The sequence below is a fragment of the Streptomyces sp. ADI95-16 genome, from assembly GCF_003721495.1.
Lineage (GTDB): Bacteria > Actinomycetota > Actinomycetes > Streptomycetales > Streptomycetaceae > Streptomyces > Streptomyces goshikiensis.
Genome location: NZ_CP033581.1, coordinates 1,516,250 through 1,541,104, shown reverse-complemented (window position 1 = coordinate 1,541,104; position 24,855 = coordinate 1,516,250). Strand labels below are relative to the sequence as shown.

29 protein-coding genes are annotated in these 24,855 nt (G+C 70.0%); 11 read left to right on the top strand and 18 right to left on the bottom strand.

Annotated elements, in window-relative coordinates:
• Nucleotides 1-12: 12 nt before the first annotated feature.
• Together EES41_RS42780 and EES41_RS42775 are read right to left on the bottom strand one after the other, a co-directional pair.
• Nucleotides 13-255 (bottom strand): hypothetical protein, encoded by a 243-nt coding sequence (locus EES41_RS42780; protein ID WP_254211340.1) that lies wholly within the window; start codon nt 253-255, stop codon nt 13-15.
• Between the two features lie 18 nt (nt 256-273).
• Nucleotides 274-486, bottom strand: a complete 213-nt coding sequence (locus tag EES41_RS42775; RefSeq protein ID WP_254211339.1) for a MauE/DoxX family redox-associated membrane protein — start codon at nt 484-486, stop codon at nt 274-276.
• A gap of 305 nt (nt 487-791) precedes the next feature.
• Here EES41_RS42775 and EES41_RS41300 point away from each other — a divergent pair, with 305 nt between their 5' ends.
• Complete coding sequence (locus EES41_RS41300; protein WP_164495763.1) at nt 792-962, top strand: hypothetical protein; 171 nt, start codon at nt 792-794, stop codon at nt 960-962.
• 56 nt (nt 963-1,018) lie between these two features.
• On the top strand, nt 1,019-1,516 hold the full coding sequence (locus EES41_RS06395) for an Asp23/Gls24 family envelope stress response protein (RefSeq protein WP_123082306.1): 498 nt from the start codon (nt 1,019-1,021) through the stop codon (nt 1,514-1,516).
• Between the two features lie 64 nt (nt 1,517-1,580).
• On the opposite strand, the gene EES41_RS06390 is transcribed toward EES41_RS06395, so the two are convergent.
• Nucleotides 1,581-2,150 (bottom strand): SRPBCC family protein, encoded by a 570-nt coding sequence (locus EES41_RS06390; protein WP_123076417.1) that lies wholly within the window; start codon nt 2,148-2,150, stop codon nt 1,581-1,583.
• A gap of 185 nt (nt 2,151-2,335) precedes the next feature.
• Here EES41_RS06390 and EES41_RS06385 point away from each other — a divergent pair, with 185 nt between their 5' ends.
• Together EES41_RS06385 and EES41_RS06380 are read left to right on the top strand one after the other, a co-directional pair.
• The gene (locus tag EES41_RS06385) at nt 2,336-2,545 is read left to right on the top strand and encodes a DUF2180 family protein (RefSeq protein ID WP_123076415.1); all 210 of its coding nucleotides are present in this window, start codon (nt 2,336-2,338) and stop codon (nt 2,543-2,545) included.
• 93 nt (nt 2,546-2,638) lie between these two features.
• The gene (locus EES41_RS06380) at nt 2,639-4,483 is read left to right on the top strand and encodes a glycoside hydrolase family 15 protein (protein ID WP_123082305.1); all 1,845 of its coding nucleotides are present in this window, start codon (nt 2,639-2,641) and stop codon (nt 4,481-4,483) included.
• A 352-nt stretch (nt 4,484-4,835) separates the two neighbouring features.
• On the opposite strand, the gene EES41_RS06375 is transcribed toward EES41_RS06380, so the two are convergent.
• Nucleotides 4,836-6,059 (bottom strand): PP2C family protein-serine/threonine phosphatase, encoded by a 1,224-nt coding sequence (locus EES41_RS06375; protein WP_254211338.1) that lies wholly within the window; start codon nt 6,057-6,059, stop codon nt 4,836-4,838.
• A gap of 300 nt (nt 6,060-6,359) precedes the next feature.
• On the opposite strand from EES41_RS06375, the gene EES41_RS06370 reads away from it, so the two are divergent.
• On the top strand, nt 6,360-6,554 hold the full coding sequence (locus EES41_RS06370) for a hypothetical protein (RefSeq protein ID WP_123076411.1): 195 nt from the start codon (nt 6,360-6,362) through the stop codon (nt 6,552-6,554).
• Between the two features lie 338 nt (nt 6,555-6,892).
• Here EES41_RS06370 and EES41_RS06365 read toward each other — a convergent pair whose 3' ends face one another.
• The 3 genes from EES41_RS06365 to EES41_RS06350 form a co-directional block, all read right to left on the bottom strand.
• On the bottom strand, nt 6,893-7,291 hold the full coding sequence (locus EES41_RS06365; protein ID WP_254211734.1) for an STAS domain-containing protein: 399 nt from the start codon (nt 7,289-7,291) through the stop codon (nt 6,893-6,895).
• A 300-nt stretch (nt 7,292-7,591) separates the two neighbouring features.
• Nucleotides 7,592-7,807, bottom strand: coding sequence for a hypothetical protein (locus EES41_RS06360; RefSeq protein WP_123076407.1), 216 nt, complete (start codon nt 7,805-7,807; stop codon nt 7,592-7,594).
• A gap of 604 nt (nt 7,808-8,411) precedes the next feature.
• The gene (locus EES41_RS06350; RefSeq protein ID WP_123076405.1) at nt 8,412-9,788 is read right to left on the bottom strand and encodes a DUF2254 domain-containing protein; all 1,377 of its coding nucleotides are present in this window, start codon (nt 9,786-9,788) and stop codon (nt 8,412-8,414) included.
• Between the two features lie 635 nt (nt 9,789-10,423).
• Between EES41_RS06350 and EES41_RS06345 the strand changes: the two genes are divergently transcribed.
• From EES41_RS06345 to EES41_RS06330, 4 genes are all read left to right on the top strand, one after another.
• Nucleotides 10,424-10,987: a PRC-barrel domain-containing protein gene (locus tag EES41_RS06345; protein WP_123076403.1), complete on the top strand. Its 564-nt coding sequence runs from the start codon at nt 10,424-10,426 to the stop codon at nt 10,985-10,987.
• Nucleotides 10,987-11,415 carry a PRC-barrel domain-containing protein gene (locus tag EES41_RS06340; RefSeq protein WP_123076401.1) on the top strand — a complete coding sequence of 143 codons (429 nt, stop codon included), beginning with the start codon at nt 10,987-10,989 and terminating at the stop codon, nt 11,413-11,415. The genes EES41_RS06345 and EES41_RS06340 overlap by 1 nt, the downstream gene beginning before the upstream one ends.
• Nucleotides 11,416-11,494: 79 nt before the next feature.
• Entirely contained in the window at nt 11,495-12,127 is a 633-nt protein-coding gene (locus EES41_RS44135; protein WP_123076399.1) for a DUF3040 domain-containing protein, read from the top strand.
• A gap of 211 nt (nt 12,128-12,338) precedes the next feature.
• Nucleotides 12,339-12,533 carry a hypothetical protein gene (locus EES41_RS06330; protein WP_123076397.1) on the top strand — a complete coding sequence of 65 codons (195 nt, stop codon included), beginning with the start codon at nt 12,339-12,341 and terminating at the stop codon, nt 12,531-12,533.
• Nucleotides 12,534-12,747: 214 nt separating this feature from the next.
• Here EES41_RS06330 and EES41_RS41295 read toward each other — a convergent pair whose 3' ends face one another.
• The 4 genes from EES41_RS41295 to nhaA all read right to left on the bottom strand — a co-directional run bounded on the left by EES41_RS41295 (nt 12,748) and on the right by nhaA (nt 15,317).
• Entirely contained in the window at nt 12,748-12,918 is a 171-nt protein-coding gene (locus EES41_RS41295; protein ID WP_164495761.1) for a hypothetical protein, read from the bottom strand.
• Complete coding sequence (locus EES41_RS06325) at nt 12,915-13,334, bottom strand: STAS domain-containing protein (protein WP_123076395.1); 420 nt, start codon at nt 13,332-13,334, stop codon at nt 12,915-12,917. The genes EES41_RS41295 and EES41_RS06325 overlap by 4 nt, the downstream gene beginning before the upstream one ends.
• 198 nt (nt 13,335-13,532) lie before the next feature.
• Nucleotides 13,533-13,994, bottom strand: a complete 462-nt coding sequence (locus EES41_RS06320; protein WP_123076393.1) for a CBS domain-containing protein — start codon at nt 13,992-13,994, stop codon at nt 13,533-13,535.
• A 12-nt stretch (nt 13,995-14,006) separates the two neighbouring features.
• Nucleotides 14,007-15,317 carry a Na+/H+ antiporter NhaA gene (gene nhaA, locus EES41_RS06315; RefSeq protein ID WP_123076391.1) on the bottom strand — a complete coding sequence of 437 codons (1,311 nt, stop codon included), beginning with the start codon at nt 15,315-15,317 and terminating at the stop codon, nt 14,007-14,009.
• A 1,496-nt stretch (nt 15,318-16,813) separates the two neighbouring features.
• Here nhaA and EES41_RS06305 point away from each other — a divergent pair.
• Nucleotides 16,814-17,305 carry a hypothetical protein gene (locus tag EES41_RS06305; protein WP_123076387.1) on the top strand — a complete coding sequence of 164 codons (492 nt, stop codon included), beginning with the start codon at nt 16,814-16,816 and terminating at the stop codon, nt 17,303-17,305.
• Between the two features lie 723 nt (nt 17,306-18,028).
• On the opposite strand, the gene EES41_RS06300 is transcribed toward EES41_RS06305, so the two are convergent.
• Nucleotides 18,029-18,235 (bottom strand): hypothetical protein, encoded by a 207-nt coding sequence (locus EES41_RS06300; RefSeq protein WP_123076385.1) that lies wholly within the window; start codon nt 18,233-18,235, stop codon nt 18,029-18,031.
• 203 nt (nt 18,236-18,438) lie between these two features.
• On the opposite strand from EES41_RS06300, the gene EES41_RS06295 reads away from it, so the two are divergent.
• Nucleotides 18,439-18,714: an isoamylase early set domain-containing protein gene (locus EES41_RS06295; RefSeq protein WP_123076383.1), complete on the top strand. Its 276-nt coding sequence runs from the start codon at nt 18,439-18,441 to the stop codon at nt 18,712-18,714.
• Nucleotides 18,715-19,521: 807 nt separating this feature from the next.
• On the opposite strand, the gene EES41_RS06285 is transcribed toward EES41_RS06295, so the two are convergent.
• From EES41_RS06285 to EES41_RS06255, 6 genes are all read right to left on the bottom strand, one after another.
• A complete protein-coding gene (locus EES41_RS06285; RefSeq protein WP_123076379.1) occupies nt 19,522-20,058 on the bottom strand; it encodes a hypothetical protein in 537 nt (178 codons plus the stop codon).
• Between the two features lie 322 nt (nt 20,059-20,380).
• Nucleotides 20,381-21,562 carry a cation:proton antiporter gene (locus EES41_RS06280; RefSeq protein ID WP_123076377.1) on the bottom strand — a complete coding sequence of 394 codons (1,182 nt, stop codon included), beginning with the start codon at nt 21,560-21,562 and terminating at the stop codon, nt 20,381-20,383.
• Nucleotides 21,559-22,044 (bottom strand): cation:proton antiporter regulatory subunit, encoded by a 486-nt coding sequence (locus tag EES41_RS06275; protein WP_123082304.1) that lies wholly within the window; start codon nt 22,042-22,044, stop codon nt 21,559-21,561. Before EES41_RS06275 ends, EES41_RS06280 begins: the two co-directional genes overlap by 4 nt.
• 388 nt (nt 22,045-22,432) lie before the next feature.
• Nucleotides 22,433-22,555, bottom strand: a complete 123-nt coding sequence (locus EES41_RS06265; RefSeq protein ID WP_254211337.1) for a winged helix-turn-helix domain-containing protein — start codon at nt 22,553-22,555, stop codon at nt 22,433-22,435.
• Nucleotides 22,545-23,336, bottom strand: a complete 792-nt coding sequence (locus EES41_RS06260; RefSeq protein ID WP_123076375.1) for a slipin family protein — start codon at nt 23,334-23,336, stop codon at nt 22,545-22,547. Before EES41_RS06260 ends, EES41_RS06265 begins: the two co-directional genes overlap by 11 nt.
• A 388-nt stretch (nt 23,337-23,724) precedes the next feature.
• Nucleotides 23,725-24,780, bottom strand: coding sequence for a TerC family protein (locus EES41_RS06255; protein ID WP_123082303.1), 1,056 nt, complete (start codon nt 24,778-24,780; stop codon nt 23,725-23,727).
• Nucleotides 24,781-24,855 lie beyond the last annotated feature (75 nt).

Sequence of the window (24,855 nt, the reverse complement as noted above, 5' to 3'; positions counted from 1 at the left end):
CCTCTTCCGCCGTCATCGGGTGGGTCCCCTTCTTTCGTGGTGTTCTGCGTCGCCACTGTGGTGAGCGGTGATCGCCGGAGCCGGCCGGGCGCGGCGGACACCGTGCAGCAGCAGGGTCGCGTACAGCAGGAGCAGCGCGTCCTGCGCCAGCACGAACCAGGAGAGCCCCTGGGGCAGGTAGCCGCCGAAGCGGCCGCAGTTCTCGACCATCAGCCCGCGGGCGAACGCCTGTACCGCCAGCGTGCTCCAGATCACGGACACACCGGTGAACACTCACACCGGGGCGATGGCCGTCGAGCGCGGCCGGGCCAGGAACCACGCTGCGCACACCAGCTCTCCCGCGATCAGCACCACGGCGAATACGGTCGCAGCAGGGCCGTCCACCAGCCCGTATGCGCCGAGCATGCCGGGCATGGCGTGGAAGGAAGCGATCTGCCCGGCCGCCATCGCCGCGTAGAGCGTTCCCAGCACCAGTCGCAGCACCATGCCCACCACGCTACGGGCGAGGGCGACCCCAGTTATGTAACGGCGCTCACCGAAGCCGGGCAGCTGCCGAATCCTGCCCGGACGGGCCGGTCCTCGCTCGCCCGGGTACCCGTGCTGCGGGCCCCGTCGCGAGAGGGCAGGCCACGAACCGCGGAGGGGCCGTGCCGGCTCCGGGCGGCGTACTCGCGCCGTGCGAGGCAGAATCAAACGTGTGCGCAACAGCGTCGGACCGCGCGGCAGTCGCGGTTGGTGCGTGCCACGCGTGATCGGCGGTCCGCTGCTCAGTCCGCTGGGAGGTTCGCGGCATGGTTGTTTTCCTGCTTCTGGTCATCGTCGCGTTCGTTCTGGGGACCATCGGCGCCACGGTCGCCGGGCTGGGTTACCTGCAGATCATCGCAATTGTGCTGTTCGCCGCCGATCTGGTCTTCGCCGCCTGGCGCTGGTCCCGGCAGCGAGGGCGGCGCTCCCTGCACTGACCGTGTTCCGAAGCCGGCCGGCCCCCAGGGTTGGCCCTGAGGTAGGGAGGTGGCTCCTGGTGACGGAGTCGACCGGCAGTACACCCAAGACCACGCCCGACGCCTCCCGCCCGTCCAAGGCCACCCGGCTCCAGGAGCCGGAATCCGGGCCGGACGCGGCAGCGGCTGCCCGCGGCAGGACCACGATCGCCGATGGTGTCGTGGCGAAGATCGCCGGAATGGCCGCCCGTGAAGTCCCCGGCATCCATGCCCTGGGCGGCGGAATGGCCCGCACCATGGGCGCGGTACGTGACATGGTCCCCGGCGGCGGTACCAGCGTCACTCGCGGTGTGAAGGTCGAAGTCGGTGAGCGCCAGAGCGCCATCGACCTCTCCCTCGTCGTGGAATACGGGTACGCCATCACCGATGTCGCCGCCGGTGTCCGCGAGAACGTCATCGCCGCCGTGGAACGGATGACCGAACTCGAAGTCGTGGAGGTCAACATCGCCGTCAACGACGTCCACCTGCCGGACGAAGAGGGCGACCACGAGGACACCGAAGGACGGGTGCAGTAGACCAGCCGCCCAGCATTCCCGGCGCCTCCCGGCGCGTGGGCACAGTGCCTGCCCGAGGGCGTGGCTACCGGTGTGCTGCCCGGCGTTCGGCTTCCTTCTTGACCGCGGCGAGCGATGCGGCGACCGTCGCCTCCCAGCGGCAGGCCACCTTCGCGCCCCACCAGGCTCCGGCCCGCCACAGGTCCGTGCCGAGTTCTCCCTCGTACACCAGCCGGGTGCCGCCCGCCCGCTCAGTCAGGACGAAAGCTTCGGCCACGTGCGGGACCGGACCGCGCACCAGGCGGAAGTCGACCCTCTCGGGCGGAGTGAACCGGACCGTCTCCACCGTCGTCGCCATCAGCCGACCGCCCGCCACCGGCGTGAAGTGGGAGGCCAGGACCATGTCGCTGCCCCGCTCCAGCACCCGCACCTTCTCCCGCATCGCCCGGGTGCTCCGCCCCAGATACGGCTGGGCGATCACCTCGAAGACCACATCCCGAGGCGCCCCGATGTCCACGGTCTGGGGCGCCAGCCGGCGTGTGCGCCGGCCTACGCCCATATCCACCGGCACCGCCCCGCTGACCAGCCCCAGATATCCGGCCACCACACCCCCGCCTGCCGCTGCCACGACGGCCAACCGCCCCAGCCATGCCATAGCCCACGTCCCTTCCTCACCGTTGCTGCCGCGACGAAAGCGACACTACGGCCGGTCAGTCCCGCGATCGGTGAGCACGCTCACGTACACACCCCGAGCGAGCCGCATACATCCGTGTCCGGGCAAGTCCGGGACGGGCGCATCAGACCGGCGTCCCTATACGCTGGATGGGGTTGGAGGTCCCGATGAACTGCTTCGAGTGCCGAAGCCTCTCGCGTACGGCCAGGACCGCGGAAGCGGTCTGCTGCCAGTGCGGAGTGGGCTTGTGCCGGGAGCACCTGCGGATCGAGTCGCAGGAACTGCACCACCCGGCCGGACTGGGCAAGAGCACCAACCGGCTGCCCGCACGGCGCATCGTCTGCCCCCTCTGCGAGCGGGCGGAGCACAGCGACTAGCGCGGGCACACGTGTGCCCGACAGCCGGGCCAGTCCGTGGGCGGCGCTCGGTTGACAGCCCACTGAGCGGCCGGCCGTGGGAGCATGGCGGGCATGGGCACCTGGCGTCCGTTGGTCCACCGGCAGGGATACCTGCCCATCGCCGATCACGGGCTGGTGGGCGATGGCCGGAGCTGCGCGCTGGTCGGACGCGACGGCGCCGTGAGTTTCATGTGCGTGCCCCGCTTCGACTCGCCACCCGTCTTCGCCGGCCTCCTCGACCGGAACCACGGCGGCACATGCCTGATCGTCCCAGACGACGTGCGCTCCAGCCGCCAGCGGTACGTGCCCGACACCGCGGTCCTGATCACCGAGCTGAAATCACCGCAGGGAACGGTGGAACTCACCGACGCGCTGATCCTGCGGCCGGACGCCCGGCTGGAGCAGGACGCGCCCGCCGGCACCAGCCGGATGGTCCGCCGGGCCAGGGTCACCCACGGACAGGTCACCCTGCGGGTCCTCATACGGCCCCGGCACGCCACCACCTCCCGGGAGGACCCCTGCACGTGGCTGCTCACCTGCCCCGGCCCGGACATCGTCCTGCGGGCGCAGACCAGCCACCCGCTGCCCGCGCTGGACACCGAACTGGAACTGACCAAGGGCGAGGAGTTCACCCTCTCGCTGCACTGGGACACCGGGCCGGCCACGCCCGGGCAGCCCCCCGGCCAGGCGCTGGAGGAAACGGCACGGGCCTGGCACCGCTGGGCGGCACAGGTCACGCACGACGTCCCCCGCCCGGACCTGGTGCGCCGCTCGGCCATCACCCTCAAACTCCTCGACCACGTCGAGAACGGCGCCATCATCGCGGCACCCACCTCTTCGCTGCCCGAGCGGATCCACGGAACACGCAACTGGGACTACCGCTACGCCTGGGTGCGCGATGCCGCCTACACGGTCTTCGCACTGCGGCGCATCGGACTGCCGATGGAGGCCGAAGGGTTCCTCGGCTGGGTCCTGGACGCCGTCGCCCGCAACGGCCGGCCCCTGGTGATGTACGACCTCGACGGCCGCCCTCCCCCCGCCGAATCCATTGACACGGGCCTGGAGGGGTACCGCGGCTCCGCACCGGTGCGCTGGGGCAACGCCGCCGCGGACCAGGTCCAGCACGACGTCTACGGGGAGATCCTCGACTGCGCCTTCCAGTGGGCCGCGACAGGCGGCCGCTTCGACGAGGGGCTGTGGAAGCAGCTCACCATGCTGGCCGAGACGGCGAGGACCGCCTGGAAGCGCCCGGACCACGGCATCTGGGAAGTACGCACCCCAGGGCGACCCTTCACCTACTCCGCCGCCATGTGCCAGGTCGCCCTCGACCGTGCCGCCCGCCTGTGCCGGCGGCTCGGCCTGCCAGGCGACGCCGACACGTGGAACCGGGAAGCACACGCCCTCACGGAGCGGATCCCTACCGACGCGTGGGATGCCCGGGCCGGCACTCTGACGGCCGATCTCGGCGGCGCAGGCGATCTGGACGCCTCGCTTCTCGCGCTCCCGCTGCGGCGCGTACTGCCCGCGGACCACCCGCGCATGGCGGCCACCGCCCGGGCCGTCGCGGACCGCCTCGACGCCGGCGGCGGCCTGCTCTACCGCTACCTGCCCACCGCCACCCCCGACGGCATCGACGAACCCGAGGGCGCCTTCCTCCTGTGCAGCTTCTGGCTGGTCGACAACCTCGCCGGCCAAGGCCGCACCGACGAGGCATGGGAACTGTTCGAACGGCTCTGCTCCCACGCCAGCCCGCTCGGCCTCCTCCCCGAACAGATCGACCCCGCGGACGGCTCCTTCCTCGGCAACTTCCCCCAAGGGCTCAGCCACGTCGGCCTCATCTCCAGCGCCGTCGTCCTGGCCCGCACCCAACGCGGCATCCGGCCCGAACTCTCCACCCACGCCTGGTTCCAGACCTGAGCAGCACAGCGCCTCACGCACCAGTGCCCACACCGCCGCTCACCTGCCAACGCTTCCTGAATGTTAGTTCTGGATCACCCTCCGTGGCCCTGGCACGGAAAGTGGCCCTGTCGCCACTTTGGGGGTAGCGGCTTCATACAGCCCTTCCACCAGCCCGTCGGACGCCAGTATGACCGTCAAGTACAGCTTTGCGTTCCGTTGGTGGACATCAACGGCCCCAGCTGCGGGCTCAAGAACCGACTCGCCGCCATCGAGCGAGACGGGGACAATGCAGCCTGAGACTGGTGCACATACCTCTGTACTTGGTGGAGCACCCAGAGGAGTACGCCGACAACGGGCTTCTCTGGGCTGTTCAGTCGAGGGTGGCGAGGTGGTCCGAGGTTCCTCCGCGCCATTCGATGAGGAACAGGGTCGCGTCGTCGCTGGTGTTCCCGCCGCGTTCTTCCTTCAAAGTGTGGGAGAAAGCGCGCGCGGCGGCCCGGACACCTGGCGCGGTGCGTTCGACGCGGTTGACGGAGTCGATGAGTTGCTTCTCGCCGAACTGTTCCGCGCCGGTTTCGTGCTCCTCGATCAGACCGTCGGTGAAGCACAGCACGCGGTCACCGCGCTGGAGCATCTGCTCACTGACCTGGGGATCGTCACCGCCGAAGCCGACCGGCAGCGTCGTCGGACTCTCCAGTTGCTGGACGACGGTGTGATCGCGGATCAGCAGCGGTGCCGGGTGGCCGGCGTTGACCCACTGGAGGTGGCCCGTCGCGACGTTCAGGCGCATCATCTGCGCGGTGACGAAGTGGTCGGGGCCGAACTGGTCAGCGATGGCCCCGTCCATGAACGCGTAGATCTCGGCGAGGCCGATGTCGGCGCGCCGGGCGTGACGGTAGGCGCCGATAGCGACCGTCGCCATGGTGGCGGCGTCCAGGTCGTGGCCCATCGCGTCGATCATCGCCACGTGCAGGATGTCGTCGTTCAGCGCGTAGTCGAAGCTGTCGCCCGCGACCTGGTAGGCGGGCTCCAGGATCCCGGCCACCTCAACCTGCGGGCACGACATCGTCAGGGGAGGCAACAAGGACCACTGGATCTCCGCTGCCACGCCCATCGATGCGCGGCGCCGGGCCAGGAAGAACTGGTCGGTGTAGGCGTTCTTGGTGACGATCATGTCGGCGACCAGGCCGGCGAGGCGTCGCAGCAGTCGCCGGTCGTTGTCGTCCACGGTCTCCAGTGTCAGGGCCAGCACGCCCACCTGGTCGCTGCCGTCCAGCAGCGGCAGATACATCCGCACCCCGTCGGCCTGCGGCACCTCGACCGTCCTCGCGCGCAGGAACGCCGTCCCTGCGGGGGAGTCGTCGATGGGCTCCGGCTCGCCGACCACGAGCAGCCGGCCCGGCAGCGGCACCATCACCATCTGCTCGTAGTCCTGCAGGAGGATCGATACGTCCCGGCCACCGACGCTGGCCACCTCCTCCGCGATCAGCGGAGCGATCAGCTGGGGCGGCATCTGGTGCGCCCGGTCAAGCAGCACACCCAGCAGCCGCTCACCGAACCCCTCTGAACGGTCGACACTCACTGTGCGAGGCATCCGGCCACTTTCCGTCATGGTTCCACCATCGGACATGCGGGAGCCGTTCGCTTTTGAAATGAGCACTGGTGAAGGCCGCTATCGGCGATCGGGGGCGGCTCGTCGTATGGCTGTTCAAACGCCTGCGGAGGGCTCCGGCCAGTCGTCGGTTCGTGGGCCTTCCGCGGATGTGCACCTACGAGTGGTCCGCCTGAAAGGTGGAGGCTCCACAGATACAGGCTTCCACGGTCACCCATATGAACGAGGACGCGGAGCACCACCTGAGTAGCGGCCCGGCGCGCTGCACCGTAGACAGAGGTCATGAACGAGAACAAGACATCGTGGCACCCAGGTGAGATCGTGCCCGACAGCGGAATCTACGCATGTGACTGCGGCGCTGAGCACCACTGGAGTACCGACGTGAAAGGACACCGATTCCCGCCGCTGCCCAGCGACTGCTCGGGCGAGTTCTGGACGCTGCAGAGGCAAACCCACCCCGGGAACCACCACGGCTGACCCTCACAGGGCGTAGACGAGACCAACGAATATCAAGACCCGCCCGGTACTGCCTCTGACCCTTGGGTACTGCCGGAGAAGGAAGGGCGGAGGCTGTGCGCTTGGCCGCCAAGCTGATCGTCTACCCGCCCGATGAACCAGGGCTGGCGCCGGGTGGGACAAAGGCGTCGCCATCTGCCTCGCGCACCGCCCGTCGGAGGTCCACATCTTCCTTGCCGCGGCCGGGCTGGAGAACGCCGAGGACGTCGACCTCGCCGACACCGACTTGGTGGAGTGGAGAGGCCCCGGCCCCGGGGAGTGGGAACCCTCCGTGTGACACCGCCACCGGCACCGTCGGGCTAGACGCCGGACAGCCATCCGGCCTCGAAATCCGAAAGGTCCCGTGCGCGCTGCGCCCGCTCCTCGAGCAGCCGCCGGAAGCCCGCCAGCGCGTACCGTTCCCCGGTGGCCGATCCGGGCCCGCGGATGCCGGCGACCTCGGCCATGAGCTGCTGGGGCTGGGGCTGCCAGCCGACGACCACGACCCGCAGGCCCAGACACTCCGCGCGCCGGTGCAGGTCCAGGAGGTGCAGCAGCCCATCGGAGTCCATGGACACCACGCCGTGCAGATCGACCATGAGGTCCCGCTCGCCGCCGGTTACCTCGGCCAGCGCCTGCCGGAGCACCGCGCCCGAGTCCCCCTCGAGTTCCCCGCCGAGGCCGACCAGGACCGAACCGCCGCAGTACTGAACTTCCACGGTGATCAACGCGTTCTCCTCCCGCCCGGAGGCGCTTGGGCCCTCGAGGCACCCCATCCTGGCCCGGGGTGCCCCCGAATGGGTATGAGGCTCGCTGAAGCTCCGGCATCAACCTGTCCAGGTACGGATCAACGCCTCACGTCTGCACCGGGCAGGGGATCATCTTCTGACCACAGCCGAACTGTTGAGGGGACGGTGCGGCCGCGCCATACGGGGGCATGACAGGACCCGGCCGGGGTGATGGTGGACTACTACGGTCCCCGGCCGGGTCCTGCGTGCGTGGTCGCGCCAGCTCTGTGGTCAGTGCTCTTCGTCGCGCGTCTCGTCCTCGTCGCGCTCGCGCTTCATCTCGTCCTGACCGCGCCGCTTGAGCTCCTCGGGGCTCTTGCCCCGGGCGCCTTCCTGGCCGGCGCCGGGGTGAACGCCGGGGTGAACGGGGTCCTGGCCGGAGCCCATGCGCTCCTGCTCCTCGCGGTTCTTGCCCGGCTCGTGGTGCTTGTCCTGCTGACCGCCCATGACTGCGACTCCTCTGTGACGCGGGATGGAAGATTCCTCCGCCAAGCTGACACGCAAAGCGACAGACCGCATCATTTGACAACCGGCTGTGGCGGGTGGCTGGTGTCCGGCCGGGGTGGTGGCGCTGGCGCGCTGCGGATGGCCACGTCGCCCACGATGATGCCGTACCCCTGTCCGTGGGTCGGGCGGCCGGTCATGGCAGGGCGCGTCCTGGGCCTCGAACGCTCTGCCGATGGCCGTGGCGGGCCCGGTCCACGACGAGCGCATCTAGACCTTCGACCTGGACCCTGAAGGCCGCAACCCCGTGCTCGGAATCGAGCGACTCCAGGAGGCGCCCGCGACCCCGGCTACGCCCCCGGCGGGACCGGCTGGGTGAGACCGCGCACGAGGCTGCTGCGGGATCCTTGGCTTCGACGAGCACGCTGTACGGCCGTCACTGGGTCCGGGGCGAACGGCTTGGACCGGGGCGTTTGCTGAGGTATCGGACGATCGACACAGTCGCGGCAGCAGTGCCCCTTGACTTCCCGCCGCCATGACAAAGGTGTGAGTGGGCTGGCCCCGAAGTGCTGGTCGTGGGGATGTGGCACTTGGAGGTGCAGAATCCCTAATCGTCGGTGTTGGTCGCGGTTGTCCACACCCCGGTCATGGCCTGTTCGACGTAATCGGCGAGTTTGGCGAGACGTGCGTGTTCGCCGGGGTGGAAATCCTGCGCCTCGGCGGTGGCGCGCAGGCGTGCGAGCTGGTAGGTGATCTGCTGGTGTTGGGAGGGGGCGGTGTGCCAGGCGAGTTCGCGCAGCAGTGTCAGCAGGTGGGTGAGGACGGCAGGGTCCGCGGCACCGTAGAGACATGGCTGGGCGAGGGCGAGATCCAGGAGTTCGTCCAGGTCGGGACGGATGAGGATGACCCGGAGGTGGTGGTCGTCGTCGTGCAGGAGGCGGGGGCCGAGGTCGCGTCCGGCCATGTCGCACAGCAGGGCACTGGAGTGCGACATGGCGTGGATCGCGGTGGTGGGGTCGTTGATTCCGGGGGAGAGCGCTTTGGCGGCGACATCGGTGAGCTGCCGCAGTCCGAAGGCGATGTCCTGGGCGCCGGTCCGTTCGGGGCCGGTGGAGATCGCCCGGCGGACCTGCTCTCGGAGCTCAGTCTCCGTGTCGGGCCGGAAGGCGGCGGAGGCGCGTGGCCAGGCGGCCCCGATGGGGGTGCCGGCGATGAGGGAGGCGCCCGGCTGCTGGCCGACGACCAGGACCGCGTCGGCGTCCACGGCGGCTGCCAGGAGTGCCTTCTCGTCGACGGAGGTCAGGAAGCCGGAGCTGTCGATTGTCAGGAGCAGGGCGTCGCTGGGCGGGGAGGGAAGCTGTGGTGGCGCTCCCGCGCGTCCACGCGGCGACACGTCGGGCAGGAGGCGATGCAGGTTCCGGGTGGCGTCGGCGTGGACGTTGGCCAGCATCGTCTCGACACGGATCTTGTCGGCCAGGTGGGAGAGGAACAGCACCAGGGTCAGGACGCTGGCGAGAGCGAGCACGAAGGCGAGTGTCACCGAGAGTTGGGGAACGAACGTGGCCTGGTCGCTGTCGGCGGTGCGGACGGTGCGGAGCACGGTGAGGGCGTAGGTGAAGGTCGCGAGGAAAACGGCCAGGGTGCCTTGCACGAAGCGGTCGGAGGTGAAGGTGCGCAGGAGCCGGGGTGAGAACTGGCTGCTGGCGAGCTGCAGCGTGACGACGGTGAGGGAGAAGGTGAGCGCGGTGACGGTGATCAGGGATCCGGCGATGGCGTCCAGGACGGTACGGGCCGCTCCCGCGCCCCCGCTGAACAGGTACTCGGCCAGCCACGCCGGAAGGTCCCGCTGAAGCATGGAGTCCAGGCGCGGCAGCGTCACCCCGGTGATGACGGCTAGCACGACTCCCAGCGCCGGCAGCGGCCAGAGCTGCGTGCGGAGGCTGTCACGGCCCGAGCCGCCCGCTCCTCGGCCCGCACGAGTCATTGACCGTCCCTTCATCGCACCGAGTGTCAACCCCACCGGACCACACCTCCGGGCAGCGGTCGAGCCGACACGCATGGCCCCCGCGGTCTGTTGTGGCTTCCGGCAGGTGCCCACCGCCATCGCGGGGCGGTGGGCACCTTCACGGCCAGACAAGCGTCGTCCTCCCTCGCCAGGCCAGGACGCCCGCAGGCCGTCGCTGCCGTCCAACGTCGATGCGATCGCCCACTCACCACGACTGTGGACGGCACGCGCCACGCCCCCTCCGCGGCGCTGAGTGTCACCGCCGACAGCTTCTTCGTGGTCCGCCACGACTGTACGCACGGCCCGGTAGGGGATACGGCTGCTCGCCGAGCACGGTGTCGTCGCGGCGATCGGCCACACGGGCTCCACGTACGAGCAGACCTCCGTGGCGTCGACAGCCCCACAGGGCCGCCGCATACTGAAAGCAGGGTCGGCGAGGCCAGGCCCTGGGCCCGGGAGGTGCCGCACATGGACTGGTGGATATGGGTTGTGATCGCGTTGGCGATCGTGGCCATGTGTGCCGTGACTCTGCTGCGGGTGCAGGTTCGTCGTCGCGGCGGTGGGGTCATCGCGGGCGGCAGGCGTCACGCGCGCGGCGGGAAGAGGCCGGGGTCATGACCGGCTACGTGCGGGCCGGCGAGATCGCCAAACTGCCCGTGGTCACCCTCGGCGGCGACGACATCGCACAGGTCAAGGACATCGTCTTCGACGCGGCCCGCGGCAGCGTGCGCAGCTTCACCCTCAGCGGGCGCGGTTTGTTCTCCGGTCCGCTCAAGCGGGACCTGCTGTGGAACAAGGTGCACGCCCTGGGGTCGGACGCGGTGATGATCCGCGACGAGAACGCCCTCGCCGACGACGATGAGGCGGCCAAGGACGCCAAAGCCTCCGGCGGCGGCAACGTCATCGGCTCCCGCGTGATGACCGAGGGCGGCACCGACCTCGGCAAGATCATCGACGTCGTCATCGAGACGGGCCGGAAACCGGCCGTGGCCGGCTACGAAGTCGAATCCCCCGCTCAGGGCCGCCAGCACCTTCTGCTGCCGGTGATCAAACCCGTGACCATCTCCGGCGAGATGGTCATCGTGCCGGACGCGACGGGTGAGTTCACCGCCGGTGACCTGGCCGGGTTCCCCGAAGCCGCCCACGGCCTGCGCACCCGCCTGGAACAGGAGAAGTGATGCTGTTCAGCCAGGCCAAAGGCCGCAACGTCGTCGCCGTGAGCACCGCCGAGACCCTGGCCACCGTCACCGGGCTCGCGCTCGCCTCCGCACCCGCCCGCGTCGCCGCGCTGCGGGTCAAGGCCCGCGGCCCCGGCACCCAGGTGACCTGGAGCAATGTGCACTCCTTCGGCCCCGACGCGGTCACCGTCCGCACACCCGACAAGATCCAGGGCGACCAGGACACCACCGCCCCCACCGGCAAGTATCACGACCCCATCGGCAAACGCGTCCTGACTGAAACCGGACAGGACCTGGGCACCCTCGACGACATCGACTTCGACGAAACCACCGGCCACATCCAACGCCTGATCATGGCCGGTCAGGAAATCCCCGGCGAACGCCTCCTGGGCGCCGGCACCTACGCCATCATCATCGCCGCCCCGTAGGGGCCGGGGCGTGCTCCGCCGCCTGGACTCGCACACGCCGTGAGCCCGTCCAGGACCTGCCGGTGGGGCGGCGGGCCGGGTGGGCCTCGGGCCGTTCGCGAAGGCTGTCTCGGACCAGCTGAAGCGCGTGCCGGTGGTCGTTGAGACGAGGGGCGTGAACGTCCGGCGGTCACTCTGCTGGGCCGGGTCACGGGCGGCGCGGCCGAAGCACGGGCAGGTGGCGACAGGGAGCCCCGAGAAGGACGAAGAACGCGCCCTCGCAGAGATCGAGCGATGCCTCGCCCGCGACGACCCCGAACTCGCCACCCGGATCACCACGCTCAACGAGCAGTTCCCCCAGGCATGCGTACACAGTCGTCCGCGATGGAGCCGGCGAAAGGCCGCCGTTGTGGTGCTGGTCATCGTGGCCCTGCTGGGCCTGATCCTCACGGCGCTACTCGCGAAACCGCCACCGTCCGAGGAGAAGCCGGTACGTCCGGTCGGCCTCGCTGCGGCCGTGTCCGTGCAGGTTCATCGGCATGGTCGCCGTTCCCGGAGACGGCCCGGAAACGGAGAGGGCGGCGGACTCCCGGCCTCATACCCCAAGGGGGCACACTGTGTGTGCGTGATCTTGTTGATCCGTACGCCTCGGATTGCCTGGCCCGACGAGCCGTCGGTATACGACGAGAGTGCCGGTGGCCAGGAGGACCCCGACAGCCGCATGCACACATGATCCGGCCGAAGCAGCGTGACCCGCCGCTGCCTGTGCCGTTGAACCCGGCAGCACGCGGCGGCGACCCTGGCCCCACGGGCAGGCGCTGCGGGCGGCCTCTTGATTCCGCTCCCGGGTGCAAGGGGCTGCGTTGTCGCCGACGGTGGCCCGGGGTGGTGGGGTCGTGTTCTGCTGGCCGGTGACCGGGGGCAGGGCAGGGACGGGGGAGCGGATGACGACGCACGAGCGGGACGATTCGGCGGGCGGTGCTGCGCGGGCCAGGGTGACGGTCGAACGGATTGTTGCGGCGGTCGGTGCAGGTGATGACCGCCGGATCCGGGTCCTGGTGGCGGAGCTGGCCCAGGTGGCCGACACGGCCACGCTGTTGTACCTGCGCGAGAGGCTCTTCGAGGAGCGCCAGGACTGAACGGTCTTTCGGGTCCTGCCGGAGCGGTGGCCCGAACACGGTGTGCGGCTCCGGCAGGGCGTGCGCCGGGGTGTGAGGGCTCCCCAGGGCGTGGTGGCCGGTGTCGGGCGGCGGCCCGCACCAGGAAGTCTCAGCGGCGGGGCCAGGGGTCGCGGTGGACGCTCCGGTGGTGCGGGGGCGGGGCCCGCGGCCGACGCGGGCCCCCTGTCATGGTCTATGCCGTGGCCCCCGTCTGCGGGGGCATCAGGCAGCAGTGGATCAGGGTCTTGCGGGGTGTGATCCGGGGAGCCTGACCGGGCCGGCGGTGCCGTGGCGTGTGGGGTTCCCGGTGCGCGAGCAGGACCGGCGCGAGCATCGGGGCGCAGGTCAGGAGTATGAACGTCATGACGTGGCTGCCATCAGTGAGCCGGCCCGGGCCCGTTTCCGTGCCGCCGCGGCGGCCACGTCCAGGAGGTGCTGAACGGATCTGGAGCGGTTCGCGAGTCTGAGGCGGCGTCCGCTGCGGGGCCACCGGCCGAGGACGGCCAGGAAGCCGGAATCGCAGAACGTGACCCGGGAGGTGTCCAGCACGAGGCCGGTGCAGCCGTCGGCGGCGGCCGAGGCCAGGAGCGCCCGCAGCGGGGCGGCGCTGAAGTGGTCGATCTCCCCGGCGAGGTGGACGACCAGGGTGGTGCCGAGGCTGGCGGATGAGTGGAGGACTATGACGCCGGGCGCGGTGTCCGCACCCGAGTCGTGCACGGCGGGAGGCCCCTCGGCCGCGAGGGCGGGGGGCAGTATCGGGGCGATGCTTGAGGTACTCACATCCCCATCAACGCCTCCCGCCCCGTTGCGGGATACGAGCCACGCAGCCTATTCACCCCATGTGACCAGCGTAGATCCCCGACAGGGGGATAGATTCCACCCGGATGAGGCAGCCAGACACCGCGGGACGACCGCTGTTCACCGTGAGGGGCCGCGCCGGGCCAGGACGACCTGCGGTAACTGCGGCGGGGATGATGTTCACGCTGCCGCTGTGATGAAGTGCTGCATGAGGCGGGCGGCGGTGACCGTGCCGATCAGTGTCACGGTGTCGCCGTCGCGTTCGATGACGGCGACCAGGGGGCTGTGGGTGCGGGCCATCAGGGCCGCGACCACCATCGGGCGTGCGTCGGGCCCGACGACGGGCGGCGGATACAGGCAGCGTGGCGCCCATTCGGCCGCGGTGAGCCCGGCGAGCTGTTCGGTGAGATCTCCATCGTGCTGCTCGGCGACGACGCCGGCGAGCTGCGGGTCTTCGGCGATGTAGGCGGGGATGAGCTGCCGGATGAGCTGGGAGCCGGGCACGATGGCGTGCGGCTGCCCGTCGGAGTCGAGGACCAGCAGGGCCGGCAGCGACTGCTCGGCCAGCAGCCGGGCCGCGTCGATCGCGTCGTCGTCGGTGGTCACGAAGGGAAAGGGTTCGGCGAGATCCCGTGCGCGCATGACCGTCCTCCTTCAGGTTTCGCCCGCGGCGCTGCCACGGTCGGGCTGCTGGTAGATGTCGGGAAGGCCGTCGGCGTCTTCGTCGCGCGACTCGGCCTCCCACAGGCGGCGGTAGATTCCGTTGCGGCGTTTGACGAGCAGCGCGGCCACGGCCGCGGCAAGGAGGGAGGCGATCAGGACAGCGGCCTTGATGTGCTCGCTGTCGGCCGGGGAGGGGAAGGCGAGCTCGCCGATCAGCAGGGCCACGGTGAAGCCGATCCCGGCCAGTACCGCCAGGGCGAGGACGTCCGCCCAGGCCAGGTCCGGGTTGAGGCGGGCCCGCGTGAACCGGGCCGCCAGGTAGGTGCCGGCGAAGATTCCCACCGTCTTGCCGACGACCAGGCCCAGGATCACGCCCAGCGGCTCGGGGCGGGCGAACACCTCGCCCAGCACCGCCCCCGAGATGCTGACCCCGGCGGCGAACAGGGCGAACAGCGGTACCGCCACACCGGCCGAGACGGGCCGCAGCAGATGCTCGGTCCGCCCCGCGGGCGACGCCTTCTCGCCGGGGTCGCGGGTGGTGCGCAGGATCAGGCCCATCGCCACGCCGGCCACCGTGGCGTGCACGCCCCCGTTGTACGTCAGGGCCCAGATCGCCAGCCCGAGGGGCACATACCACCACCAGCCGCGTACCCGGTAGCGCTGGAGCAGGTAGAAGACGACCAGCCCGGCCAGAGCGCCGCCGAGCGCGAGCAGATTGAGGTCTGCGGTGAAGAAGAAGGCGATCACCAAGATCGCGCCCAAGTCGTCGACGACGGCCAGGGTCAGCAGGAAGGCCCGCAGGGCGGAGGGCAGGTGGGTGGAGAGCACCGCGAGAACGGCCAGGGCGAACGCGATGTCGGTGGCCATCGGCACCGCCCAGCCCTGAGCGCTTCCCCCGCCGACCCCGGTGGTGGCCAGGTAGAGAGCGGCGGGCACGGCCATGCCGCACACGGCGGCGACCACCGGCAGCGCCGCCGTGGCCGGGGTGCGCAGCTCGCCCACCACCAGCTCGCGTTTCAGTTCGATCCCGGCGACCAGGAAGAACACGCTCAGCAGCCCGTCGGCGGTCCAGTGCTCCACCGACAGGTCCAGGCCGAGCGCGGGGATACCGAAGTGGAATTCGCGGATCTGCTCGTAGGTTCCGCTGAACGGGGTGTTCGCCCACACCAGCGCCACCACGGCCGCCGCCAGCAGCACCAGCCCGCCGACCGTCTCGGTGCGCAGGGCCCGGGCCACCTGCACCCGCTCCGGCCAGGGCAGCAGGTCGAGGAAGACGGAACGCTCACGCGGGGCAGCAGCCATACCCAACCTCCGGGACATCGCGCACAGCGGCCCCCTCGGACGCCGACCAGACTTCCCGGCACACCCCGTATCCCTTGACGCGTGCTTCACACACTATCCGGGGCCGTCCCCGATGGCCGCCCGGGCATTCCTCCCGCCTTCGCCTTGCAAGTCTGGCCCGCTCCGGGAGGCGTGGCCGGACGCAGAGCGCACAGCGTCCCGCAGGAACACGGTGCTGACCTTCCGCGTCCACTCAGGGGGAAGGGCAGCAGGCAGCCTTCCGAGAAGCCGACAGGCCGGCTGAACCCCCTCCAGGCCGAAGCCGCCGCGAAGGGGCTCCTTTACAAGCAGCCCGGCGACACCCGCGGCGCCGAGCGCACCTGACCAGTGGCCCTGTCGGGTCGGCCTTCGGCTCACGCAGCGGACCGTACCCCTTGAGGCTGCGCGCCCGCATCAGCTCTGGCCATCGAGAGGCCCGGACCGCGCCGGTGTGCGGTCGGGCTCAGGCAGCAGGCCGAGCATGTCCAGCAGCAGCGCCAGATCTCGTGCGTCGGCAGCACGTGAGGCGACAGCGCGGCGCGCCGCCGCCCGGTCCGCAGTCCCGGAACACGCCAGGAGAGCCGGGTCGTCACAGCCAAAGGGATCCTTCACCCCACCGACCCCACCATGCCCACCCGCCATGTGCAGCGGGACTGCTCCACCTGCCCACTGGTTCGCCTCACACGGCTGAAGTCGTAAAGGAGCGGCGGGATGCGACCACACCCGTCGACGGACCGTCCGGCACGTGCTGAGCTTCCGTCCTCAGGGCCCGTAGCGCCGTTGACGGTACGGCGGGTGTCGGCTGGCGCGTCGCCGACAGGCCGTCCTTGCACTCCGACTCGGACCGGAGCGTCGAGCTGCTGCGGGGGAAGGTCGCGTGCCGGGCCTGCGGGTGGTGGCGACCACTGGTTCCGCGACCGGCGCGAGGATGACGGACGATGGTGGTCACCGTCACCGGCGAGGTAGACCTGACGACCAGCCCGATCCTTCCTGCCGCCCTCGAAGAAGCCCTGGTCAGTTGCCCTCATCACCTCGAAGCCGATTTCACCCACGTGACCTTCTGCGACGGCTCCGGACGGAACACCCTGCTGAAGGACCGGGCCACAGCAATCCAGGCCGGAGCCGACTTCGCCCGGATACACAGGCGGCGGCGAACAGAACACTGGAGCCCACTGTGCAGTGCGGTGAGCTGTCGGAGTGCCTGCCCTGCGCCCTGTTCGCCGAGTTCGTTTTCGCGGTGCGTCCGCCGCGCGGCATCCTCTCTGCGCTGATAAAATCCCGACTCCTGCTCGGCCAGTACCAGCAGTGGGTCGGGAGCGGAGGCCCAGGCGTCCAAATCCGGAGTCGGTGCGCGCATGCCGGCCTCATCGTCACCGCGGCAGGTCGGTGTCAGCCGATTCCTCCACATGCGAGTTCCTGCCTCGATTGCCCGGGGCGCCGCGCCGGGCATGCTGCGCGTTCCGGAGAAGGGGGCGAGCGTGTCCGAACACGACGACACGACTGCGGCGCTGGCGTCGCTCAGAAAGGCCGTGGAGCAGCTGAGCGGCGATGGGGCGTGCGACGGCAGCAAGGCCGCCCTGGAAGCCGTCCAAGCGCTCCAAGAGGGCGCTGGGCAGGAGTGGACGCCCGAGCAGGAGACGCAGATCCGGGTCCTGGTGGAGCAGATCCGCAAGGTGCGGCATCTGAACCGGCCGGGCGGGGGCTGGTGGCGTCGGCGCCGGGAGTGGCGGGCCCGGGACCGGCTGGTCGACCTGATGATGGACGGCGACCCGGAGCTGGTGAACGAGGCGGAACTGCGCCACTGGAAGAGACTCGCGATGGTGAAACTGCTGCTGAAGTTCACCGACAGCGCGATGAAGCAGGCCGACATGGTGGAAGCGCTCGCCCGGATTCAGGCGCTGAACGCCGTGACGTACGAGGACTACCAGCAGGCCAAGAAGACGCTCGCCGAAGAGAAGGCCGCCGGCTGACCCGGTGTGGTCGGCTATGCGGGGTGAGCCGTTCACACGAGCACAGGTGATTTGGGGAGTCGGCTGGTGCGCGTGCTGCCGTGGGTTCCTAACGTGGGCCCATGGCCTGGTCAGAAGGCCGATCACCGCGCCCTCGTCGGCGACGATCTCGACGTCGTGCCAGGTGCCCGCGAAGCGGCCCTGGAGCGTGACAACGCCGGACTTCAGCTTGGCGCGCTCGTCTCCGACGGCCAGGACCAGTGCGTAGCTCTCCCGGGCCTTCCCGTCGGAGTTGTCGACGGTGACGGTGAAGTCCGTCCACGCGCCGCCGGCCTTGAAGGAGTTCGGGACCCCGTTCAAGCCGAGCTTCGGGCCGGTGGCGAGCTCGGAGAAGTCGCCCTCGTCGAATTCCTCCTGACCGAGGGCGGGCGCCTTGTCCGCGAGCGTGGGCGTCACCGGGACGACCGGGGTCGGCGGGACCGCGGGGGTCTCGGCAACGGGCTTGCCAGCCGGCTTCTCGGCAGTCGGCTCGTCGGCGGCCGGGGCCTCGGGAGCCGGCGTTTCGACCCGGTTGGCGATCGGGGCGCAGGCCCGCCCTCAGGTACGGTCCCCGCCCGATGTGCCGGCCGCGGCCGGCACATCGGGCGCAGCCGCGCACGCACATGACAGGACCCGGCCAGGTGATGGTGACTACGGAACCCGGCCGGGTCCTGCGTGTGTGTGGGGTATACGGCTGCGGAGAGCTCAGGGCTCGTCGTCGCCCATCTCGTCCTCGGCGTGACCGCGCCTCATCTCCTCCTCGCGGTGGCGCTTGAGCTTCTCGGGGCTCTGTCCCCGGGCGCCTTCCCGGCCGGCATCGGGGTGGACGGGATCCTGGCCCTGGCCGCGCATGCTGTCCGACTCCTCACGGCCCTTGCCCGGTTCCTGGCGCCTGCCCTGCATACCGCCCATGACGGCGACTCCTCTGCGTCTATGACGGATGAATTCCTCCCCGCCACACTCACATGCAAAGTGACGTAACGCGCCATTTGCGTCACCGGCCGTGGCTGGCGGGTGACGCCGGGGCGGGAGCGGCGGCGTCGACATGCGGCCGGGGCACCCACCGCCGACGATGGGCCTCGCACCCCCACCACTGCCGCCGTAAGGAGCCCGCCATGCTGGAGCGCACGCTGCGCAAGGACCGCACCGAGGTCACCTTCATCCTTCCCGCCGACACGCCGCCCGGACCGGTCAGCGTCGTGGGCGACTTCAACGACTGGCAGCCCGGCGTCCACACCCTGACGCCCCGCAAGGACGGAAAGCGTGCCGTCACCGTCGCCCTGCCCTCCGAGAGCACCCACTCCTTCCGGTACCTGGCCGCCGGGGACTACTGGTTCAACGACGAGAGCGCCGGCGACCAGGGCGGCCCCAACAGCCTCCTGCACACCTAAATCGGCCCAACCGGCGCAACGCCGGCCGGCACAGGGCGTCGATCGCGGCGACACGTGCCCGCCGGCCCGTCAGCTCACGGACCGGTATGCGTGTGACGTCCCCGCTACCGCGCCCGGGAGCCTGTTGGTCAGTTGAGGTCGCGGTACTTCGTCCCGCCGCTATGGAGCGCAAGGTTCGCACCCCGGGTCCCGGAACCGGTGGCGTGCCCGGTCGTTGAAGAGCCGGGGATCCACACCGCCCCGGGGGCTCATCCGTTCCCCCGGGTCTGCCCGGGGCGGCCCCGGGTCCTGACGCCTGACACACTCCGTCCCTGCCGGGCCCGCCCGCGGGGGACGGATGGCGCCGCGAGCGGCGGCGTCGGTCTCAGGCGTCAGGACCAGTCACACGAGCCGTGCTCCTCGACCGGTGCGGGTGCCGACCGGCCCGGCCAGGGCCGACGCCGGCCGGCGACGATGTGGCGTGCGCGTGTGAAGGTCTGGTGCCCAGAGTGCCCCGGGGCAGGCCGCCCAAACCTTACCGGCCGCCGATCGGCCCGCCGACCTGTGTGACTCGCAGCCTGTGTTCCCTGGTGAAGAAGTGGACTGTGCGCCTGTTGCGCGGCGGCGGTCCGCGGCCGGACCCAGGGGCCGGTGTCCTCCGACGCGAGATTGGGTGCGATGCGCCTGCGGGCGGTCCTGGCCGTGCAGAGGGGATCGGATGGTCCGTCCCCGGTCGGAGCAGGCCAGGTGGGTGACCAGCGGGAAGTCGGCTGTTTGCGGGCCTTGCGGGGCGTGTTGGCGGGGCGCGCACGGTGTCGGCCGGGCGGGTCAGCGGGAGTGGGATGTGCGTGTCCAGCCGAGGAAGAAGGGGGTGAGGAGGAGTCCGAAGATCAGCGGGTGGATGAGTAGTTCCAGGACCTGGTTGGGTCCCTTGGGGTTGGTGAAGAAGGGGAAGGCGGTGCGGCCCAGGATCTGGAAGTTCAGCACGTACAGGGCGAGGCCGTTGGCGAGGGCGGCCCCGAGGAGCATGGGTGTGCCGCGCAGCATGGGTACGAGCCACAGGAGCAGGGCGAAGCCCATGCCGAAGGTGAGGGAGAGGGCCAGGTGGGTGACGAGTCCGATGACCACGTTCTCCGGGGAGGGGACGGGCAGGTCGGAGCCGTGGAAGACGGTGGAGATGGCCAGGAACGGTCCGACGGCCGGTTTGTCCTGGCTGACGGCGTACCACATGTTGGCCAGGATGAACGCGGTTCCCGCGAAGAGTCCGGCGATCGCGCCGCGGGTGAGGGCCTCGGACAGGGCGCCGGGCGGGGAGTGTGTAGCGGGCGCGGCCGACTGCTGGGGGTGGAGGGAGGCAGAGTTCACGAGCGGGTCCGTTGCGTGCACGGAGGGTGATACTTCTGGTGGCTCCACGATGCGGGAGGGTGTCCCGGTCCGCACTGTGACGGCGCGGGGCGTCCCTGCGTTCGGCGTAGCAAAGGACCGCCGGCCGACGGGCGTGTCTCCTTACGCTGTGACAGGTTGATCCTGGGGACCGAGGTCGGCGCCCGCTGGCCCCCCACAGCGGATCGCCGCATTTGTCCTGCAACATCGTCCTGTCCACCGTCGCCGACACCGCCGACCTGCTCGGCCAGATCGCTCCCTCCACCTTCAAACACCTGCAACGCCGGCTGCTCTGGCTGGGCCCTCACCCCCCGGTGTGGACCACTCTTCCCGTCCCCCCGCTGGGCGCCTGGCGGGTCCCGGCGAATCGGGTGAGGACCGGACCGGTCACCGCGAGCAGTAGGACGTAGGCGGCCACCAGGGCGCCGAGCCGGTCCTGCCGCACGCCGACCAGGCCGATCATGATGAGGGAGAACTCGCCGCGTGCGATGAGCGCGGTACCGGCCCTCAGCCGGCCCCGGTGCCCCGCACCCTCCCGTCTTGCGGCGTACCAGCCTGCCGCCAGTTTCGTCAGCGCCGTGACCACCCCCAGCAGCAGGGCGGCGGGAAGCACCGGCAGTAGCGTCTCCGGTCTGATGGACAGGCCGATGGAGACGAAGAAGACGGCGGCGAACAGGTCCCGCAGCGGGCTCAGTACCTGCCGTGCCTGGTCGGCCGCCTCACCGGTGAGTGACAGTCCCACGATGAAGGCTCCGACCGCGGCGGAGACGTGCGCGGCCTCGGCGAGCGCGGCGACGATCAGTGTCACGCCGAGTACCCGTAGCAGCAGCAGCTCGGCGTCCGGACGCAGATGCAGCAGCAGCCGTCCGAAATGGTGTCCCCACCAGTACGAGACGGCGAGCGCGGCCAGGACCGCGCCGAGGGCGAGCAGGACTCCCAGCAGTGCCTGCTGCCAGGTGCCGCCGGCGGCGACGACCGCGAGCAGCGGGAGGAACGCGGCCATCGCGAAGTCTTCCAGCACCAGCACGGACAGCACGGCCGGCGTTTCCCGGTTGCCCAGGCGCTTCAGGTCGCTCAGAAGCCGGGCGATGATGCCCGAGGAGGAGATGTAGGTCACGCCCGCCAGGGTCAAGACCCCGGTGGTGTCCAGGCCCAGCATCCATCCCGCCACGGCGCCGGGTGTCGCGTTCAGCACGAGATCGACGGCCCCGGACGGCAGATGGTGGCGGAGGCTGGCGGTGAACTCCGGCACGGTGAACTCCAGACCGAGCACCAGCAGGAGGAGGACCACCCCGATGCCTGCGCCGGTCTCCACGAACGGGCCGGCGGCCGGAACCGGGGCGATGCCTCCCTCACCCAGAGCCAGACCTGTCAGGAGGTAGAGCGGGATGGGCGAGAGTGCGAAACGCCGGGCCAGCGTCCCGAGCAGGCTCAGCGCTGCCAGGATGATCCCCAGCTCCAACAGCAGGGCGACCGAGACCTTCACTGGTCAGCCTGGATGATCTGTACCGCCTGAGCGATCCCGTCATGGGTTCCGATCACCACCAGCACATCCCCGGCGCGCAGCACCTGCCCCGGCCCCGGGGAGGGGATCACCTCCCCGCCGCGCACGATCGCCACGATCGACGCGCCGGTCCGCGTCCGGGCCCTGGTCTCGCCGAGCGCACGGTCGACGAAGAGCCCGCCCGCACGTACCTCGACCTGCCCGGCACTCAGCCCCGGCACCTCCCTGGTCAGATCCGCGAACCGCTCTGCGATCCGTGGGGCCCCCAGAATCTCGGCGAGAGTGTCAGCCTCCTCACGGGTCAGCCGGAACACGACCCGCGCCTCGTCCGGATCCAGGCCCTCATAGGTCATCAGCTCGAAATCACCCGATCGGAGGGCGATGACACTCATCCGGTCCCCCGCGTGGATGGCGAACTCGTAGCGCATCCCCACCCCAGGCAGCAGTACCTCGTTGACGTCCATGCCGCCAATCATCACTTCGCGCGAAAACCTCCTGCCTCTACACGAAGAGGGCATATGGGGGTTTCGTAGTCAGTCCGAACTCGCAGGGGAATGCGGCGCATCTCGCTGGTCAGGACCCACACGTGCGCACAGCTGTCGGCGTACACGTGAAACTGACACTCCCCACGGCGCCCTCACGGAACCCGGCGTCGCACTGCGGCTTCTTCTTGGACCCCATGAATCCCAACTTCCCCTGCAATCAAGGGCATCGAGACCCGGCCGGGGCCCCGGCCGCGAACACGGGCCACGGGGGTCCGGCCTATCCGGCCCCAAGTCCTGGCGCGCGGCGGTCTCAGGAACTGTCCGGCCTCGTCCTCGCAGACGATCCAGGCTCCGCGAACCGCCGCGCTTATACTCGCGGCCAGACCTCCTTCTTCCACAGTTCGACGGCCCCATCGCCGCGCTCGATCGCCCGGCGGGCCGGCTGCTGCCATGACCAGCCGTTCCGTTCGAGGGGAGAGTCACAGCCCATGCCCCCCGGGCACGTGCCGCGCCGGAGCTGCGCGCTCCAGGAAGCGCAGCAGTTCGACGGGGAACGGCAGGACGAGGGTGGAGTTCTTCTCGGCGGCGACGGCGACGACCGTCTGCAGCAGCCTGAGCTGGAGGGCTGCGGGCTGTTCGGACATCACGGCGGCGGCCTCCGCCAGCTTCTTGGACGCTTGCAGTTCGGCGTCGGCGTTGATGATCCGGGCCCTGCGCTCGCGGTCGGCCTCCGCCTGCCGTGCCATCGAGCGCTTCATTGTCTCCGGCAGGGAAACGTCCTTGATCTCGACGCGGTCGATGGTCACGCCCCACTCGACGGCAGGGCTGTCCATCATCAGCTCGAGGCCCTGATTGAGTTTCTCCCGGTTGGAGAGCAGTTCGTCGAGATCGCTCTTGCCCAGGATCGACCTGAGCGAGGTCTGCGCCATCTGGGAGACGGCGAAACGGTAGTCCTCGACGCGGATGATCGCGTCCACCGGATCCACGACCTTGAAGTAGATGACCGCGTCGACGCGGACCGTCACATTGTCCCGGGTGATGCCATCCTGCGCCGGCACCGGCATCGTCACGATCTGCATGTTCACCTTGTGCATCCGGTCGACTCCTGGGATCACCATCGCGAACCCGGGCCCCCGCACATTGCCTCGCAGCCGCCCGAAGCGCAGGACCACACCCCGCTCGTACTGCCTGACCACCCGGGCCGCCGCAGCCACATACAGCACGCCCGCTGTGCCCGCCAGTGCCACTGCCGTCAATAGCTCTTGGATCATGTCACCCGCCTCCTCTGGAACAGACGCCCGTAGGCCCCTATGCCCTCGCCCGTCAGCGCACCTCGGTCTGCGCGGTGAGCCAGGTTCCGAGGGAAGCGGGTTGAGGCTCGGACGTCCGGGCTGGGACGCTGCTCAGTGCTCCTGGGGGCCGGTGTGCCGTGGGTCGTCCAGGTACTCGGGGCAGTCGGGGTTGCGGCAGGGACCAGGGGTCCACACTGGTACGAAGACCCCGAGAGTCTTGTGCCTTCTCTTGATCGTCGTCGTCACGGGCTGCTCGCAGACCGGGCACACGAGCGCCCCCTGAGGGCCGGTCTCATGCTCAATTTTGCTCACTCTTTAACCATAGACCGCGCGGTCGCATAGGGGATAGTTGCCCCGCTGCTGGGGCTCAGCTCGACGGCCGGGACGGATCGTCCGGCTGCTGATCCCGCTCGGTGCGTGCCCCGCCGTCGGGTTCAGGGAGCCCAGCTGAGGCATCCGGCGAGGAGGGTGCCTGCTCGCTCCCGGCGGCGGTGGCGGGTCGGCGCAGGCTGAGGGCTACGGCACCGGCGAGGACGGTGGTTATGACGGCCAGGCTGAGGGGCGAGGAGATCTCGGGAATGCCGGTGCTGATGAGCTTGTGGGAGGCCTGGAGGATGAGTTTGACGCCGATGAAGGCGAGGATGATAGCCAGGCCTTTGTTCAGGTAGTGGAACCTGTCGAGGAGGTCGGCGAGCAGGAAGTAGAGGGCCCGCAGGCCGAGGATGGCGAACGCGTTGCTGGTGTAGACGATGAAGGCGTCGTCGCTGACCGCGAGGACGGCGGGGACGCTGTCGACAGCGAAGATCAGGTCGGCGGCCTCGATCGCGGCGACCACCGCGAGCAGCGGGGTCGCCACCCGTTTGCCGGCCTCCTTGATGAAGAACTTCGCACCGGCGTACTCGTCCCGCACGGGGATGAGCTTGCGGAGCATCCGCACGGCGAAGCTCTTGTCCGGGTCGAAGCTGTCCTCCTCGTCCTTGAGGAGCTTGTAGGTGCTGTAGAAGAGGACCGCCGCGAAGGCGAACAGCACCGCGGTGAAGCGGCTGACTATGGCCACGCCGAGGGAGAGGAAGATCCCTCGGAAGACGAGCGCGCCGATGACGCCGAAGAACAGCACCCGGTGCTGGTAGGCGCGGGGCACCTTGAAGTACGCGAAGATCACGGCGAAGACGAAGAGGTTGTCGACCGACAGGCTCTTCTCAAGCAGCCACGCGGTGGTGTATTCCGTGCCCGCCGTCGCGCCGAGGACGAGGAAAATGACCGCGCCGAAGATCAGGGCGAGGCTCACCCACAGGCCACTCCAGGCAGCGGCCTCCTTGAAGCCGATGACGTGCGCCGTGCGGTGGGCCAGCAGGTCCACCACCAGCGACACCACCACCGTCGCGGCGAACGCCCCCCACAGCCAGAGCGGAACCTCAAGCACGCCGAACACCCTCGCCACGGCCCGCGCGACATGCGCCGACCCTCATATAGGAGTCTGCGGTATCTCGCCCTGCCG